Origin of the sequence: Neorhizobium sp. LMR1-1-1.1, assembly GCF_040675795.1 — a bacterium.
In the GTDB taxonomy this organism is placed as follows: Bacteria; Pseudomonadota; Alphaproteobacteria; order Rhizobiales; family Rhizobiaceae; genus Neorhizobium; species Neorhizobium cellulosilyticum.
Genome location: NZ_JBEGHE010000001.1, coordinates 1,429,948 through 1,445,768 on the forward strand (window position 1 = coordinate 1,429,948; position 15,821 = coordinate 1,445,768).

14 protein-coding genes and 1 riboswitch are annotated in these 15,821 nt (G+C 58.4%); of the genes, 8 read left to right on the forward strand and 6 right to left on the reverse strand.

Annotated features, from left to right (window positions below; translation table 11 throughout):
• Positions 1 to 38 precede the first annotated feature (38 nt).
• On the forward strand, positions 39 to 533 hold the full coding sequence (locus MRBLMR1_RS06935) for a heme-degrading domain-containing protein (RefSeq protein ID WP_148144314.1): 495 nt from the start codon (positions 39 to 41) through the stop codon (positions 531 to 533).
• A gap of 49 nt (positions 534 to 582) precedes the next feature.
• Here MRBLMR1_RS06935 and MRBLMR1_RS06940 read toward each other — a convergent pair whose 3' ends face one another.
• On the reverse strand, positions 583 to 834 hold the full coding sequence (locus MRBLMR1_RS06940) for a GlsB/YeaQ/YmgE family stress response membrane protein (protein WP_148144315.1): 252 nt from the start codon (positions 832 to 834) through the stop codon (positions 583 to 585).
• A 159-nt stretch (positions 835 to 993) separates the two neighbouring features.
• On the opposite strand from MRBLMR1_RS06940, the gene MRBLMR1_RS06945 reads away from it, so the two are divergent.
• The 3 genes from MRBLMR1_RS06945 to MRBLMR1_RS06955 all read left to right on the forward strand — a co-directional run bounded on the left by MRBLMR1_RS06945 (position 994) and on the right by MRBLMR1_RS06955 (position 5,163).
• On the forward strand, positions 994 to 3,498 hold the full coding sequence (locus tag MRBLMR1_RS06945) for a mechanosensitive ion channel domain-containing protein (protein ID WP_500064011.1): 2,505 nt from the start codon (positions 994 to 996) through the stop codon (positions 3,496 to 3,498).
• Between the two features lie 191 nt (positions 3,499 to 3,689).
• Complete coding sequence (locus tag MRBLMR1_RS06950; RefSeq protein ID WP_148144316.1) at positions 3,690 to 4,538, forward strand: response regulator; 849 nt, start codon at positions 3,690 to 3,692, stop codon at positions 4,536 to 4,538.
• Positions 4,539 to 4,674: 136 nt separating this feature from the next.
• Entirely contained in the window at positions 4,675 to 5,163 is a 489-nt protein-coding gene (locus MRBLMR1_RS06955) for a GGDEF domain-containing protein (protein WP_500064012.1), read from the forward strand.
• An 83-nt stretch (positions 5,164 to 5,246) separates the two neighbouring features.
• On the opposite strand, the gene MRBLMR1_RS06960 is transcribed toward MRBLMR1_RS06955, so the two are convergent.
• Positions 5,247 to 6,137, reverse strand: coding sequence for an SDR family oxidoreductase (locus MRBLMR1_RS06960; protein ID WP_183686080.1), 891 nt, complete (start codon positions 6,135 to 6,137; stop codon positions 5,247 to 5,249).
• Positions 6,138 to 6,279: 142 nt separating this feature from the next.
• On the opposite strand from MRBLMR1_RS06960, the gene MRBLMR1_RS06965 reads away from it, so the two are divergent.
• Entirely contained in the window at positions 6,280 to 6,687 is a 408-nt protein-coding gene (locus MRBLMR1_RS06965) for a winged helix-turn-helix transcriptional regulator (protein WP_148144319.1), read from the forward strand.
• Positions 6,688 to 6,702: 15 nt separating this feature from the next.
• On the opposite strand, the gene MRBLMR1_RS06970 is transcribed toward MRBLMR1_RS06965, so the two are convergent.
• Both MRBLMR1_RS06970 and MRBLMR1_RS06975 read right to left on the reverse strand, forming a co-directional pair.
• A complete protein-coding gene (locus MRBLMR1_RS06970) occupies positions 6,703 to 8,430 on the reverse strand; it encodes a pilus assembly protein TadG-related protein (RefSeq protein WP_500064013.1) in 1,728 nt (575 codons plus the stop codon).
• Positions 8,430 to 8,849 carry a TadE/TadG family type IV pilus assembly protein gene (locus MRBLMR1_RS06975; protein ID WP_148144321.1) on the reverse strand — a complete coding sequence of 140 codons (420 nt, stop codon included), beginning with the start codon at positions 8,847 to 8,849 and terminating at the stop codon, positions 8,430 to 8,432. The genes MRBLMR1_RS06970 and MRBLMR1_RS06975 overlap by 1 nt, the downstream gene beginning before the upstream one ends.
• Before the next feature lie 197 nt (positions 8,850 to 9,046).
• On the opposite strand from MRBLMR1_RS06975, the gene MRBLMR1_RS06980 reads away from it, so the two are divergent.
• The 3 genes from MRBLMR1_RS06980 (at position 9,047) to bluB (ending at position 12,551) form a co-directional block, all read left to right on the forward strand.
• Positions 9,047 to 10,720, forward strand: coding sequence for an NAD+ synthase (locus tag MRBLMR1_RS06980; protein ID WP_148144322.1), 1,674 nt, complete (start codon positions 9,047 to 9,049; stop codon positions 10,718 to 10,720).
• Positions 10,721 to 10,739: 19 nt separating this feature from the next.
• Positions 10,740 to 11,570 carry a TolB family protein gene (locus MRBLMR1_RS06985; protein WP_500064047.1) on the forward strand — a complete coding sequence of 277 codons (831 nt, stop codon included), beginning with the start codon at positions 10,740 to 10,742 and terminating at the stop codon, positions 11,568 to 11,570.
• A gap of 28 nt (positions 11,571 to 11,598) precedes the next feature.
• A riboswitch (cobalamin riboswitch) is annotated at positions 11,599 to 11,781 on the forward strand.
• A gap of 83 nt (positions 11,782 to 11,864) precedes the next feature.
• Positions 11,865 to 12,551, forward strand: coding sequence for a 5,6-dimethylbenzimidazole synthase (gene bluB / locus MRBLMR1_RS06990; protein WP_148144323.1), 687 nt, complete (start codon positions 11,865 to 11,867; stop codon positions 12,549 to 12,551).
• On the opposite strand, the gene MRBLMR1_RS06995 is transcribed toward bluB, so the two are convergent.
• Positions 12,552 to 13,283: a hypothetical protein gene (locus tag MRBLMR1_RS06995; RefSeq protein ID WP_148144324.1), complete on the reverse strand. Its 732-nt coding sequence runs from the start codon at positions 13,281 to 13,283 to the stop codon at positions 12,552 to 12,554.
• 86 nt (positions 13,284 to 13,369) lie between these two features.
• Positions 13,370 to 15,697: an NADP-dependent malic enzyme gene (locus tag MRBLMR1_RS07000; RefSeq protein WP_148144325.1), complete on the reverse strand. Its 2,328-nt coding sequence runs from the start codon at positions 15,695 to 15,697 to the stop codon at positions 13,370 to 13,372.
• Positions 15,698 to 15,821: the final 124 nt, after the last annotated feature.

The following is a 15,821-nucleotide window of genomic DNA, read 5'->3' on the forward strand; positions in this document are numbered from 1 at the left end:
TCGACCCTATTTATCAGGCAGGTCAGGGAGGGAAAGAAATGTCAGTGGAAAACGACATAAAGGCAATCGCCGAGCAGGAAAGACTGCTGGTGTTCGACAGGTTCGATTGTGATGCCGGCTGGAGGCTTGGGGAGCGGTTGAGGCTTGTCGCAAGCGAACGTGCTCTGCCGGTTGCGATCGATGTCACGCTGCATGCCATGCCCCTGTTTTATAGCGCCCTGGCGGGATCGACTGCCGACAATGCACGCTGGATACGCCGCAAGCGAAATGTCGCGTTGCATTTTCTCCGTTCGAGCTACTCTGTCGGACGCAAGCTCGAGCTGCAGGGGGCGACCCTGGAAGACAAGTTCAGTCTCTCAGATGCGGATTATGCCGCCCATGGGGGGAGTTTTCCGATTACCGTTGCCGGTACCGGTTGTATTGGCGCGGTAACTGTCTCGGGCTTGCCGCAACGGGAGGATCATAATCTCGTGGTCGAGGTTCTCGCCGAGATACTGGGTCACGATGCGTTGAAAATCGCGCTTGCGGCCTGAAAGGCCTCTGTCGGCCGGGTAATGCCGGCCGACATGGCGATTGCGTTTCTCAGCGTCTGAAGACGCGGGCAATGGCGATCAGAATGCAGGCGCCGATAAAGCCGGCGATCAGATATCCGATCCATCCGCCCAGGACGACGCCGAACACGCTAAGGATGGCATTCGCAACAATTGCACCGACGATGCCCAGTATGATGTTCATGAAGATGCCCATGTCGCTCTTCATGAATTTTTCGGCGAGCCAGCCGGCGATGCCGCCGATGATGATGGCTGCGATCCAGCCGATACCTGCGTCTTCCATGTCCTTACCCTTTCCTAATCCTGTCCTTGGGATGCGGCAGGTAACGCGCCAAAATGTTCCAGAGTTCCCGTTCACTTTATTAGAAGGGCAACATTCCTTTTCTTCGCCTTGAACAGCCCCTATTTTGCCAGCCGATTCGGTTAGCAAGACGAGAGACCCGTGACCCCATCCTTTTTCCTCAGACGCCTTTTCGGCAAAGCTTTTGATCGCCGCCACGGGCGCCTGCCGATTGTCCTGACCCTGTTGCTCGCCGTTTCTTCGATCTCTGTTCACAATGCAGCGGCTCAGTCTTCGCCTGAGGCGCAGTCATCGGTGCAGGCCCAAGGGGATCAGTCCACACCGACCGATGTCACGAGTGACTCCATCAATATCGAGATGAAGGACAAGCTGGATGGCTTGAGGCAGCAGCTCAACGCGTTTCGCGAAAGCGTGCAAAGCACGCCGGATGACGATGCAAAGCTTGCGGACATAAGAGTGAAGGCGGAAGCGATCGTCGAGGAGATGCGCGTCGCTTCGGATGCGATGAAGGTGCGCGTCGAACAGATCCAGGGGCGCCTGACCAGCCTCGGGGAGCCGCCTGCCGCGGGTCAGCCGGCAGAAGCGCCGGCAGTCGCGGAGGAGAGAAGCAAACTGGAGAACGAGCGGTCTCAGCTCAACCTGATCGTCGATGATGCGGGCAGCCTGTCAAACAGCGCGACGCAACTCGCCAACATGATCACCAATCTGCGCCGAACGCTATTTGCGCAGACATTGTTCCGGCATACGGAGTTGACGCCCGACGCTTTTGTCGATGCGGGCAATGCGTTCGTCACCGAAATGCGAAATTTTTATTCGACAATCGGAAGCTGGGGAAGTTTCGTCTTCAGGTTCAAGGCCTTTTCGCTGCTTGGTGCGATCGCACTCTCCGTCGGGGCGGCGTTCCTTTTCCTCGCTGGCGGATATCGGCTCTTCGGCCGTTTTCTTCAGCGCAGCAACAGCGATAACCCCGCTTATATCAAGCGCCTTTCCTATACGTTCTGGTCGACGGTCATGCACAGCATCACCTTCGCGGCATTTCTGGTAACCTCCTATCTTTTCCTTGAAGGATTCAACGTGCTGCGCCCGGATGTGGCGCCCATGATCGCGACATTCTTCGGCTTTATCTGGTTCGTGCATTTCGTCTGGAAGCTGACCTATGCGGCGCTTGCTCCGCACGAGACGGGCTGGAGGCTGGTCAGGATCACGGACAGGGGCGCGCGCCTGCTCAGTCTGGCGATCATCGCCATGGCGGTGACAAACGGACTGGACTACCTGTTGGGTGCCGTCAGCGTGGCGCTCGGTTCGCCGCTGGTGCTGACGATCGCAAAAAGCCTGATCGCCTCGGTCGTTATCGGTTTCATTCTTATCGCAATATCGTTCATCCGCCCGGTCATGGCCGAGGGCGAGGATGCTACGGGGCAGGGGCGTCCCTGGCCTCGTTATTTCTCGGTCACCTTGCGTGTCATGGGCGGGCTGCTGCTGTTATGCGTGATTGCGGGATATGTCGGGCTTGCGCGCTTCGCCTCAACGCAGATCGTTCTAACCGGAGCGGTGCTTGCGCTCATCTATATCGGTCTTCTGTCAGGCAAGGCGATTTCGAAGCGCGGCGCATTCAATGATACTGCCCTTGGACGGCGGCTGGTGGAGCGGCATCGCTTCGGTGACGTCGGGCTTGACCAGGCGGGGCTGCTGGTCGGTCTCGGAATCTACGCCATCGCGTTGGCGCTCGGCATTCCGCTGATCCTGATTACCTGGGGTTTCCAGATCACGGATATCGAGTCCTGGGTCGTCAGCTTCTTCACGGAATTCCGGATCGGCAGCATCTCGATTTCGATCGTCGGCATATTCGGCGGCTTGCTCCTGTTCGCGCTGGGCTACATCCTTACCCGTTGGGCGCAGAAATGGATCGACGGAAACGTTCTTGCCCGCAGCCATGTCGATATAGGCGTCCGGAACTCGGTAAAGACGGGTATCGGTTATCTGGGTGTCGGGCTCGCGGTAATCGTCGGCGTTTCGGCGGCCGGTATCAACCTTTCAAACCTCGCTCTCGTTGCTTCGGCGCTTTCCGTCGGTATCGGTTTCGGCTTGCAGAACATCGTGTCGAACTTCGTGTCCGGCCTGATCCTGCTGGTCGAACGACCTTTCAAGGTCGGTGACCATGTCGTGACGGGAACAACGGAAGGCATCGTGAAACGAATTTCCGTTCGCGCCACGGAAATCGAGACGTTTCGCCAGCAGGCTATCATCGTTCCGAATTCCGACCTCATCAATGCGGCCGTGGGCAACTGGACGCTGAAGAACCGGATACAAAGATCCGAAATCAAGGTTTCGACCAGCTACGAAAGCGACCCGGAAAAGGTAATGGCGATTCTGCTGGATATCGTTTCGGAAGTGCCGGAGATCCTTCGGAATCCTGGGCCGCATGTCGAGTTTCTGGCATTTGGCGGATCGTCGCTGGATTTCGAACTGCGCTTCCATCTGGCCGACATGTCCGAAGGGCTGCGTATTCGCAACGCTATACGCATCGAGATATTAAAACGCTTCCGCGAGCAGGGCGTGGAGATACCGTTCCCTCGGTCGGAAGTCGTCTATCACCGCGGTCTTCCTATTCTTCCGGATGAGCCTGACGTACGGGGCGGAGCGTAACGAGAGTTTGCTTTAACCACCGACTTTTCTTCCGGTTAAGCATACATCGCCATGATTCATTGACCTAATTGATAACGAGATCGTTCTCCCGGCTCGATTTGTTTTGAATTGAGCCGGCGAGTTAACCGTTCCGCAAATCACGCCGAATAAAACCGTGTTTAGGGGCATGATTTTATTTGTAAGGGTCGACAATGACATTCCTTGGTATTTCCGGGATGCAGTATTCCGGTGAATCGCTTGGTAAATCCCGCATTCTTCTGGCCGAGGACTCCAATGTCTTCACATCGATGATCGGCATGCGGCTCAAGGAGCTGTTCGACATCGACATCGAGATATGTCGTAATTTCGAGGATCTTCAGCTCGCATATGATCGGTCGACCGATCCGATCATGCTTGCGATCTCCAATATCAATCTGCCCGGAGCGGAAAACGGAGAGGCGCTGGAATACCTGATCGATCTATCTATTCCGACGATCGTATTCACCGGTACGTTTCATCAGGAAACGCGCGACAAGCTGCTCACAAAGGACATTGTCGACTACATTCTCAAGGACAACGTGTTCGCCGTCGAGATGCTGGCCGAGTCCGTATGCAGGTTCCTTACCAATCATCGCCATCATGTATTGATCGTCGATGACAGTCCAACTGCGCGGGCGCTTCTTTCCAGCCGCCTGAAGCGGTACAATTTCCGCGTCAGCACAGCCGAAAACGGTGCCAAGGCGCTCGAAATACTCAAGAAGAACAGCGATATCGGCCTGGTCATCACCGATTACAACATGCCCGATATCGACGGCTTCGAACTCACCCGCCGCATTCGGTCGGTTCGCGGCTCACACGAGTTGCGGATCATCGGCGTGTCGTCGTCTTCCGACCGGCATCTGTCCGCCCGCTTCCTGAAAGCTGGCGGCAACGATTTCATGTTGCGACCGTTCATCGACGAAGAGTTCTATTGCCGTGTCAACCAGAACCTCGACACGCTCATACAGATCCGTTCGATGCGGTCGGCTCGAAGCGTCGGCGATATCAAGAATGTCGCCTGAACGCTGAGACAGGTGCCGCATGCCCTACATTGTAAGCCAGAAACGTCAACGGTCAGATCCTAGTAGCTTTACGGTGCAAGGCGCCATCGAAGCGATTGACGGAGCGTATCGCCCTAACGTGGCTGCAGGTCGCACAATGTTGTCTATAGAGGACTTCTATCGGCTGGGGGCGCCAATCGTGTCCGATTGCATCGAGAGGGAGCGGGCGTGCTCTATCGCGATCATCGACATAGACCGGCTGTTCAGGATTTCCGAGCAGCACGGTCCAGATTGTGCCGATTACGTGCTTCAGGAATTCGGCAGCAATCTTATCCAGCTCTCCTCTGATCTAGACATATCCGTCGCCCATCTCGGGCAGGACCAGTTCGGCCTTCTTCTCGTCGGGTTGAACTCCGATAGGGCGACGGAGGCGTTTGATCGCCTGCGGTATGAGCTGTCGCTACGGCCCATCGGCTGGAAGGGCGAGATGATCAATGTCACCGTTTCGGTCGGCGTTGCCGAAGTCTACGGGCCTGAAACGTTCGATAATTATCTCAATGCGGCGGAACAGTTTCTGTTCATGGCAAAAATGTCCGGCCGCAATCAAGTCGTCTCCGATCATACGTTTGCGGTCGCTGCTCATTAAGCGGATCGGAGGCCTAGATCCCGCAACACCGGCAGGGCGTGAGATTGCTTGCCGGCGTTGCTGTTTTTATGCCCTTGTTATGCTCAGTGTGCGCTCAGAAGCGCATCCTTGTTATTGGCGAGGTAAACGGAGAGAGGCTGCGGCTTGCTGCCCGTGAGCTTTTCAAAATCGCTCGTTACCAGATCGAAATTTCCGGCCCGGATGTTGGCGTCGGCAGATACCAGCATCTTGACCAGAAAATCAGGCAGGCCGGCCGAGGTCAATCCGCCAGCCAGTTGTTCGTCGGTCACATGCACGACATTGAGCGGCTTGCCAGAGGCCTTGGAGACAAGCGCCGCGATCTCTTCGGCATTCAGGCTTTCTGATCCTGTCAGGGTGAGGGTGGTGCTACCGGCCGGCGGATTTGCAAGGGCGGCGGCTGCGGCGCGGGCGCAATCGTCACGGCTGATATTGGAGACCTTGCCTGCGCCATAGGCCGTGTACCAGGTGCCGGTTTCCAGATTGTGCGGCATCGACATCAGATAGTTGTCGTCATACCAGGCGTTGCGCAGGATCGTGTAGGCAATGCCGGTTGCCTTAATGGCTTCTTCGGTGCCCAGGTGATCGGGTGCGAAACTTACCAGCGACTTGTCCGGGTTCGGCATGGACGTGTAGAGGATGTGCTTGACGCCGGCCTTGGTGGCGGCGGCGACTGCCGTCTTGTGCTGCTTCAGGCGATTGCCCGGGGTGGCGAGGTCATCGGTGGAGATGATCAGGACGCGATCGATGCCGGCGAAGGCTGCTGCAAGGCCCGCCTCATCGGTGAAATCCGCTTTGCGGGTTTCGACGCCCTTGGCGGCAAGATCGGCCAGCTTGGACGTGTCGCGGCTTGCCGCGACGATGTCGCCTGGCGAAACCTTCGATGTCTCCAGAAGGTGATTGAGGACTGCGCGGCCGAGCTGGCCTGCGGCGCCGGTGACGAGAAGTTTGGTCATGTCGTTTCCTCTTGCAATGCCGCCGGATTATCCCGGCATAATTGTTGGTCTCAAAAAGAGACTAGCACTAGAATAGGAATTGACGCGCCTCTGTAAAGGAGGCACATTTCCGGGAGATCGTTACCAAAAGGGAACTACCAGAATGGACAACATAGCACGAGTGAACACGCTTGCGGGCGAGCCGTGTGATATGTCCACCTGGGATGCGGGCAACTGTCCGGTTCGCGACGTGATGAACCAGATTGCCGGCAAGTGGTCGACCCTTCTTCTTGAGGCACTTGCGCAGCGGCCATACAGGTTCGGAGAGTTGCGACGGCTTGTGCCGGATATTTCCCAGCGAATGCTGACACAGACTTTACGCGATCTCCAGCGCGACGGTTATATTGATCGGCAGGTTTTTCCGACCAAACCGCCGAGCGTCGAATATCGCATGACCGACCTCGGCCATTCGTTGTTTGCGCCCTTATCGAAAGTGCTCGCCTGGGCCGGAGAAAACCACGCTGCCGTAAAGGCTGCACGTGCGAAATATGACGCAAGCGAATTGGGATAAGGTTCAGCGACTGACCTACTGGACGAGGACCGGGTTGCGGCATGAGGCACCACCGACCCGCACGTCGACTTCCCCGACCTTGACGCCGATGGTGGACAACACGCTGTAGAGAACCTGATCGAGTGGCGTGGTCAGCAGCCTCAACGTATCTGCGAGGCCACCGAGCAATGCGGATGGCACCTCGACCCTCAGTCCCAGGATTTCGACTTCGAGCTGCAGGTTCTTGAGCAACGAATCCACAAGCGTAGAGACGGAATTTTTCGTCGATGCCTGTTTTATCTTCTGACTCGATATGTCAGACGGAGAGAAAGACAGCTGCGTTGCGTTGACATTCGTTGCGTTGGCATAGGCAAGCGCCGTCAGGTTTAGTGCAGGTGTAGCAACCATCTTGGTCTTGGTCACTCGCGGGTCCTTGCCGAAATTGGCGAAGGCGGATTTGTCCACATCGCCGAGCGACAGTTCCAGCACTCCGGGAACCGCCTCGACATTCACCGTCGCGCCTGTCGATCCGCTGGGGCAACTGATCGACGCCATGCGACCTTCCGCATGCGCGACTTCGAGATAAAGCGGCACCTTGATCCTGATGCCCAGCAGGCCGGTAATGCCGTCGACCGTGGTCGTCAGCGAGATGCGGGTCTGGGCAGTTCTTACGATCGAGCCGGTCCGGCCTATTCCCAAAGCCTTGGATCCGACCGGCGGCTCGCCGATCGCAACCGACAAGGTCAGGCCGCCGAGGCCGGGAATTGTAGCGCCGAGATCGAGATCGATCTGGTTGGTGCCGCCGTTTGCGGCGTTTGCCGTGGCGCTGATAACGTTGAATATGTCGGTCTGAACCGCCAGGCCATCGCTCTTGCCGATCAGCCGGGATCCGAGCGGACCGATATCCATGATGTCCTTTAGCTTGACGGTAAGTTTGGTGGTGCCGAGCGTCTTCTCCAGCGACTTGACGGTCGCTGCGACGGCAGGCGTCACTCCCGTCGTCTGGCCGATGGCATTCAGAAGGGTACCGTAAGAAATGTCGGTGTTGAGCAGATCATTATAGGTGCCGGCCGTCAGGTTCAGCTTGATCGCCAGCTGATCAAAGACCTTGAGCAGGTCGACATTGGCACTGGCCAGCGATTGATAGTCCATAACCGACAACGACAAGGTGGTGCCGAGGAGATTGCCGAGCAAGGCGTTGACCACGCCGCCATTGAGGCTCGCAAGCCGCGAGCCGACAGAAAATGCCGCCATCTTGTCGATCGCGGCCGTTCCGCTGGCGTTCAGCATAGGCGCCTTCGCCAGTGAACCGCCAAAGAAGAGGCCCCCCTTCTGATAGACGGTGACGCGGACCGCGTCATAGGGGGCGACACCGGACTGGAATCGGGTGCCGACGGCAACGGAGGAATCGGCCTGATATTTTCCGGCGATCACTTCGGCATAAGCCTCGAACTTGTCGAACACGGTTTCCAGGCTGAAGGCGACCGGTGCCCCCTTGTTCAATAACTGGCCGTTCTTCAGGACGGCGACGTTCTTGTTGTTAAGGGCCATATAGTCCACGACCCCGGTTTCAGGGCTGCTGGGGTTCGCCGCGGCTGAAATTGCCGAAAGGTCGGCAGTCGTCTGCAACTCGCGCTGTTGCAGCGTCAGGTAGCCATAGTCGACGCCGAGTGCCAGTGCGCTGATCATGATCGGCAGGGACAAGGCGGCCGTGATGGCGACGTTGCCGCGACGGTCACCGAACCATCGTTTGATCTGTTGCATCAGATGCCTCCGACGCGAACCGTTGCGAACCGTTTTATCTGGTTGCTCGGCATCGCATAGGTGAACAGATTGAAAATCGGCAGGTTGCTGGCGTCATAGGTGAGGGCGACGGTGAACTGGTTCGGATTGCCGGGGTCGGCCTGTGCGGTCAGTGTCAGCTTTGATTTGTCGAGCAGCGTGCTGTCTATCATCGAGCGATTGATAAAATCGGTAGCGAGGGTTTTGCGCTCTGTATCGCTCAGACCGGCAACGGCGGTGCGCGCAGCGTCTGCCGCCAGTTGCTGAACTGAATGGGCAGCGGACAGGTAGATGCCGTAGGCGATCATGCTGAGCAGGGCGATAAAGAAAAGAGGTGAGACGATGGCGAATTCGACCGCCGCCGCACCTGAACTGTTGGTCATGAACCGCCGGATACGCATCCGTCTCCTCCGAGCTTTTTTGTCGGATTATCGGCATCATCAATTAAGGCATCACTAAAATAGATGCATTGAATATAGTAAAGTGACCTGAAGTTGTGACGACAGGATTCGACGATCGCGTACAAGCTGGCAATCCTTGTGGAAAATTGCCGCCAAAGACCGTTGCGGCATTTGCGTCACCGCATTAAATCTCGGTCATGACCCAGACCGATCCCAAGACCTTGCGTATCGCTGTTGCCCAGCTCAATCCGACGGTCGGCGATGTCGCCGGCAATCTTGCCCTCGCCCGCGAGGCTCGCCGTGACGCCGCCCGCGAGGGTGCCGATCTGCTGATGCTAACGGAGCTTTTCATTTCTGGCTATCCGCCGGAAGACTTGGTGCTCAAGCCTTCCTTCCTCAAGGCCTGCCTCAAGGCCGTGGAGACGCTGGCGGCGGAAACCGCGGATGGTGGACCTGGCGTACTGATCGGCTTCCCGCGCCAGGGCGAGACCGGACGGCATAATTCCGTCGCGCTGCTCGATGCCGGCAAGATCATCGCTATCCGCGACAAGATCGATCTGCCGAACTACGGTGAGTTCGACGAAAAGCGCGTCTTTACCGAAGGATCGATTTCAGGCCCCTACAATTTCAGAGGGATTCGCATCGGCGTTCCGATCTGCGAGGAAATCTGGAACGACATGGGCGTCTGCGAGACGCTGGCCGAGAGTGGTGCGGAAATCCTGCTCGTGCCGAACGGTTCGCCCTATTATCGCGGCAAGCTGGATGTCCGTTATCAGGTGGCCTTGCGCCAGGTCATCGAAAGCGGTCTGCCGCTGATCTTTGCAAACCAGCTCGGTGGCCAGGATGAGCTTGTCTTCGACGGCGCAAGCTTCGCCTTCAACGCCGACAAGTCGCTGGCCTTTCAGCTTTCGCAATTCGAGACCGCCTTTGTCGTCACCGACTGGAGACGTGAAGAGGATGGCTGGCGCTGCCAGCCCGGCCCGATGGTCCGTATTCCCGAAAAGGAAGAGGCCGATTACCACGCCTGCCTGCTCGGCTTCCGCGATTATGTGAACAAGAACGGTTTCAAGTCGGTCGCGCTGGGCCTCTCCGGTGGCATCGATTCGGCTGTCTGCGCCGCGATCGCCGTTGATGCGCTCGGCGAGGAGAGGGTGCGCACCATCATGCTGCCCTATCGCTACACGTCCGAAGACTCGTTCAAGGACGCCGCGGACTGCGCGAAGGCGCTCGGCTGCCGCTACGATATCGTGCCGATTTCCGATCCGGTCGAAGGGTTCCTGGCGTCGCTGTCCGACATGTTCGAAGGCACCGACCAGGGCATTACCGAAGAGAACCTGCAGAGCCGTACGCGCGGCACTATCCTCATGGCGATCTCCAACAAGTTCGGCTCGATGGTTGTGACGACCGGCAACAAGTCGGAAATGTCGGTCGGCTACGCGACGCTTTATGGCGACATGAACGGCGGCTTCAACCCGATCAAGGACCTCTACAAGATGCAGGTCTATGCGCTGGCCGAATGGCGCAATGAAAATGTGCCGGCAGGCGCTCTCGGCCCGTCCGGCGAGGTGATCCCGAAAAACATCATTTCCAAGGCGCCTTCCGCCGAGCTTCGGCCGGACCAGAAGGACCAGGATTCGCTGCCGCCCTATCCGGTTCTGGACGATATCCTCGAATGCCTCGTTGAAATGGAAATGGGCACCGAAGACATCGTTGCCCGCGGCCATGACGTCGCAACCGTTCATCGCATCGAGCATCTGCTCTATCTCGCTGAGTATAAGCGGCGTCAGTCGGCTCCGGGCGTGAAGATCACCAAGAAGAACTTTGGCCGCGATCGCCGTTACCCGATCACCAACCGTTTCCGGGATCGTTAAGAGGGAGGCGCCCTTGGCACTGCGAAGCTCCATCGAGATCTACAATGTCCGAACCCGCCAGAGCCGGGTTGTCTGGCAGACGGAAGAGTTGTTCGAAGCGCCCAACTGGTCGCCGGATGGTGACTATCTGATGCTTAATGCAGATGGCCTGATCTACCGTTTGTCTCCGAATGGTGATTTCGGTCCTGTCCGGGTCGATACGGACTTCGCGACACTCTGCAACAACGACCATGGCATCTCGCCGGACGGCGCGCTGATTGCGATCTCCGACAAGGTCGAGTTCGGTAGGTCGGCGATCTATGTCCTGCCGGCCAGAGGCGGTACGCCGAAACTCGTCACAGAAAACCTGCCATCCTACTGGCATGGCTGGTCGCCGGACGGAAAGACGTTCGCTTATTGCGGTATCCGTGATCAGGTCTTCGATATCTATACGATCGGTATCGACGGGAAAAACGAGACACGGCTGACCTTCGGCGAGGGCCGCAATGACGGGCCGGATTATTCGCCGGACGGTCGTTGGATCTATTTTAACTCAAGCCGCTCAGGGCTGATGCAGATCTGGCGTGTTCCGGCGACCGGCGGCGCTCCCGAACGCATCACCGACAGTAGCTATGGAGACTGGTTTCCGCATCCGTCACCCAAGGGTGATAAGGTCGTTTTCGTATCCTATGACGCCGAAATCTTCGATCATCCGCGTGATCAGAATGTTCGCGTTCGGCTTATGGATGCCGATGGGGGCAATGTCGAAACGTTGTTCGAGCTTTTTGGCGGGCAGGGCACGATGAACTCGCCCAACTGGTCACCGGATGGTGATGAATTTGCCTATGTGCGTTATTTCCCTGCGGCGTGAACGGCCTTGCTTCGGCCGGGTTCAGTCAGCATAAGAGCCTCCGTCAGGTGCCCATCCATAATGGGAGAATCGGGAAGCCGGTGAAATTCCGACACGTGCCCAACGCTGTGAGGCTGACGCTTGTCGTATTCATGCCACTGGATTTCTCCGGGAAGGCGGCGATGAGCGGATGAAGCCCAGTCAGAAGACCGGCCTGGCGAGATGGACCGATCCGCGCGGACGGCGGGCAGGTTGAGTGGATTGCGCCACGCCGTGACGGCGGCAGCAATCCGCAGGCGTTGTTGGGGAAAGACGATGCGACCTGATGATTTGAACAATGGCCTCGTGGCCGCCGAAGCTTTTACCGATGACGAGCGTGCCGCCGTTTATCGCGCCATCGAAACGCGCCGCGACGTGCGTGACCAGTTTCTCTCCGATACGATCCCGGATGATGTGCTGCGCAGACTACTGGATGCCGCCCATGCCGCCCCGTCGGTTGGTTTCATGCAGCCCTGGAACTTTATCCTCATCCGTGACGAGGCGGTTCGCCAGTCCGCCTGGGAGGCGTTTTCGCGCGCCAACAGGGAAGCTGAGGCGATGTTTCCGGAGGAGAAGCGCAGCACCTACAGGAGCCTCAAGCTCGAAGGCATCAGAAAGGCGCCGCTGTCGATCTGCGTCACCAGCGATCCGGATCGTGCCGGTCCGGTGGTTCTGGGGCGCACACACAACAGCCGCATGGACAGCTATTCGACCGTCTGTGCCATCCAGAACCTCTGGCTCGCAGCCCGCGCGGAAGGGATCGGCGTCGGCTGGGTCAGTATCTTTCATGATGAAGATGTTCGAGCGCTCCTCGGCATTCCGGACCGCGTCGAGATCGTAGCCTGGCTGTGCCTCGGTTATGTCGATCAGTTGTATGGAGAACCCGAACTGGCGATAAAGGGCTGGCGCCAGCGTCTGCCTCTGGAAGATCTCGTCTTTCAGGACGGTTGGGGCCAGAAATAATCAAGGCTGCAGCTGCTGGGGGCCGCTGGATTTCGGATTGGCGAGGTCGATGTCTTCTTCGGGGAAGAATTGCGGCCCAACGGAGCGAATCTTTTTGCCGGGATCATAGGGACGATCCGGCGGGAACTGGACGGGTGCTTCTCTCGCTGGCGCAGGTGAGGCGCTGCCGAGATGGGTGATGCTGGAATTCGGATCGTCCACCTTTGGCCCAGTCTGCGTCTCCTCTCCCGGCCTTGGCAGTGCCAGCCCCCGGATCCGCAGGCGTTCTTTATCGTCAAGTTCCGTCTGGGTATCGAGGTCAGTGGGCGTGCAATTGTTGGAGCGGATCGCCGACAAGATCGCGACGCGCTCTTCCGATGGCTGCAGTAGCGAGCGGGTACTGTTGCGTTGTTCGGTGATTGCCGCGCGCTCATCTTCCAGCCGTTGCAGCGTGTCCTGCATGTAACCGCATTCATCATCGCCTTCGGATGGCGCGCCCAGCGTCACGATGCTGCCGCTGCCGCAACCTTGCCTGCGCATGTCGATCCTGAGTTGCCGGATATCCGCGTTGAGCGCGCTCAGATCCTGAGCGTAGCGACGCACATTGCTGCTCGTGCCGATGATCTGCGGGGTGCTGTTGAGGCGGCGATAGAGATTGGCGCAGACCTCGACATCGCGCGAAAAGGCCGCCTGAGGCGCAAGCAGCGAGGCAAGCATCAGCGATGTCAGCATCTGCGGCTTGGAAAATGTCATGTCTCACCTGTCGCATGGCTCTGCGGGGATCAACCTGGCATGTCGAGCATGCGGGAAGCTTGCCTTGAAGCTTCCCGCATCTCTTGTCATTTCACCAGCGCAAGCGGTTCCGCCTGGGACGCCTCGACGACGGCCAGGGCCGCCATGTTGACGACGCCGCGGGATGTTACGGTCTGCGACAGGATATGCGCCGGTTTGGCTGTGCCGAGCAGGATCGGACCGACATGCAGTCCGTCCATCATCGTCCGCACGAGACCGAGCGAAATGCTGGCAGCATCGAGGTTCGGGAAGACCAGAAGATTGGCTTCGCCGGTTAGTGTGCTGTTCGGCATGGCGCGCTTGCGCAGCGCCTCGTCCAGCGCTGAACCACCCTGCATTTCGCCATCGACTTCGAGTTCCGGCGCATCCTTGCGGATGATTTCCAGAGCCGCACGCATCTTGCGGGCGCTTTCCGAATCGCGGGAACCGAAATTCGAATGGCAGATCAGCGCGGCCTTCGGCACGATGCCGAAGCGGCGAACTTCCTGAGCAGCGAGGATGGTGATTTCGGCAATCTCCTCGGCGGTCGGATTGTAGTTCACGAACGTGTCGGTGAAGAACATCGCGCCGCGCTGGGAGATCAGGAGGCTGAGGCCGGCATTGGTGCAGGCACCGGCGCGCTTGCCGATGATCTGGTTGACGTCGCGCAGGTGGCGATCATAACGGCCTTCAACGCCGCAGATCAGCGCATCGGCTTCGCCACGCTTGACCGACAGCGCGCCGATCACGGTGTTGTTGGTACGCACGATCGTGCGAGCGGCTTCCGGATTGATGCCGTTGCGGCCGACCAGCGCGAAATAATCCTCGACATATTCGCGGTAACGGGGATCGTCTTCCGGATTGACCACGCCGAAATCGACATTCGGGCGGATGCGGATGCCGAAACGTTCCAGACGCGCTTCGATGACGGAAGGACGGCCGATCAGGATCGGGCGGGCAATCTCTTCCTCGAGCAGAACCTGGGCCGCGCGCAGTACACGCTCGTCTTCGCCTTCGGCAAAGATCACGCGCTTCTTTTCGGATGCCTTGGCTGTCGCGAAGATCGGCTTCATCACAAAGCCGGAGCGCCAGACGAAACGGTTCAGCTGGTCGAGATAGGCTTCGAAATCCTGAATCGGACGGGCGGCAACACCGCTTTCGGCAGCTGCACGTGCCACTGCCGGGGCAATGCGCAGGATGAGGCGCGGATCGAAGGGCGACGGAATGAGATAGGTCGGGCCGAAGATCGGCGTCTCGCCGGAATAGGCCTTCGCCGCGACATCTGACACTTCTTCACGGGCAAGCGCTGCGATGGCCTTGACTGCGGCCATCTTCATTTCCTCGTTGATCGTGCTCGCGCCGCAATCGAGCGCGCCGCGGAAGATATACGGGAAACAGAGAACGTTGTTCACCTGGTTCGGAAAGTCGGACCGGCCGGTGCAGATCATTGCGTCCGGACGCGCCTGACGGGCGAGTTCCGGCATGATTTCCGGCGTCGGATTGGCAAGCGCCATGATCAGCGGCTTTTCTGCCATGCGCACAAGCAGTTCCGGCTTCAGCACGCCCGGGGCAGAAAGGCCGAGGAAGACGTCTGCGCCGTCGATGCTGTCGGCGAGAACGCGATTGTCGCTCTTCTGCACATAGACCGACTTCCATTCGTCCATCAGCTCGGTACGGCCTTCATAAACGAGGCCTTCGATGTCGTGGACCCAGATATTCTCCTTCTTCGCGCCGAGCGAAACGAGAAGATTGAGGCAGGCGAGCGCGGCTGCACCGGCGCCCGACGTGACGATCTTGACGTTGGTGATCGACTTGCCGGCCAGTTCCAGGCCATTCAGGATCGCGGCTGCAACGATGATGGCGGTACCGTGCTGGTCGTCATGGAAGACCGGGATGTTCATCTTCTCGCGCAACCGGCGCTCGACTTCGAAACATTCAGGCGCCTTGATGTCTTCAAGGTTGATGCCGCCGAAAGTCGGCTCCAGTGCGGAAACGGTCGATACCATCTCGTCGATGCCGGCCGCATCGATCTCGATATCGAACACGTCGATACCGGCGAACTTCTTGAACAGGACGGCCTTGCCTTCCATCACCGGCTTCGATGCCAGCGGGCCGATATTGCCGAGCCCGAGGACGGCCGTACCATTGGAAATGACCGCAACGAGATTGGCGCGCGCCGTATATTCGGCAGCGGCTTCCGGATTGTCGCGGATTGCGAGGCAGGGAGCTGCAACACCCGGAGAATAGGCGAGCGCCAGGTCGCGCTGGTTTCCGAGCGGCTTGGTCGCCTGGATTTCCAGCTTGCCCGGACGCGGATGCCGGTGGAAGAACAGCGCCTGTTCGTCAAGATCCGCACTGCTCGGTGGGGCCGACTTTGATTTATCCTGCGCGTCCATGCTCGCTCCTGCTTTAGTCTGTTTTTCCCGGTCCGTATGGGAGAATGCGGCCCCTCATTACATCAAACAGCGCCGTGTAACAGCAGCTAATTTGATCGATGTAAGGAATTCCCAAGGGGCAGCT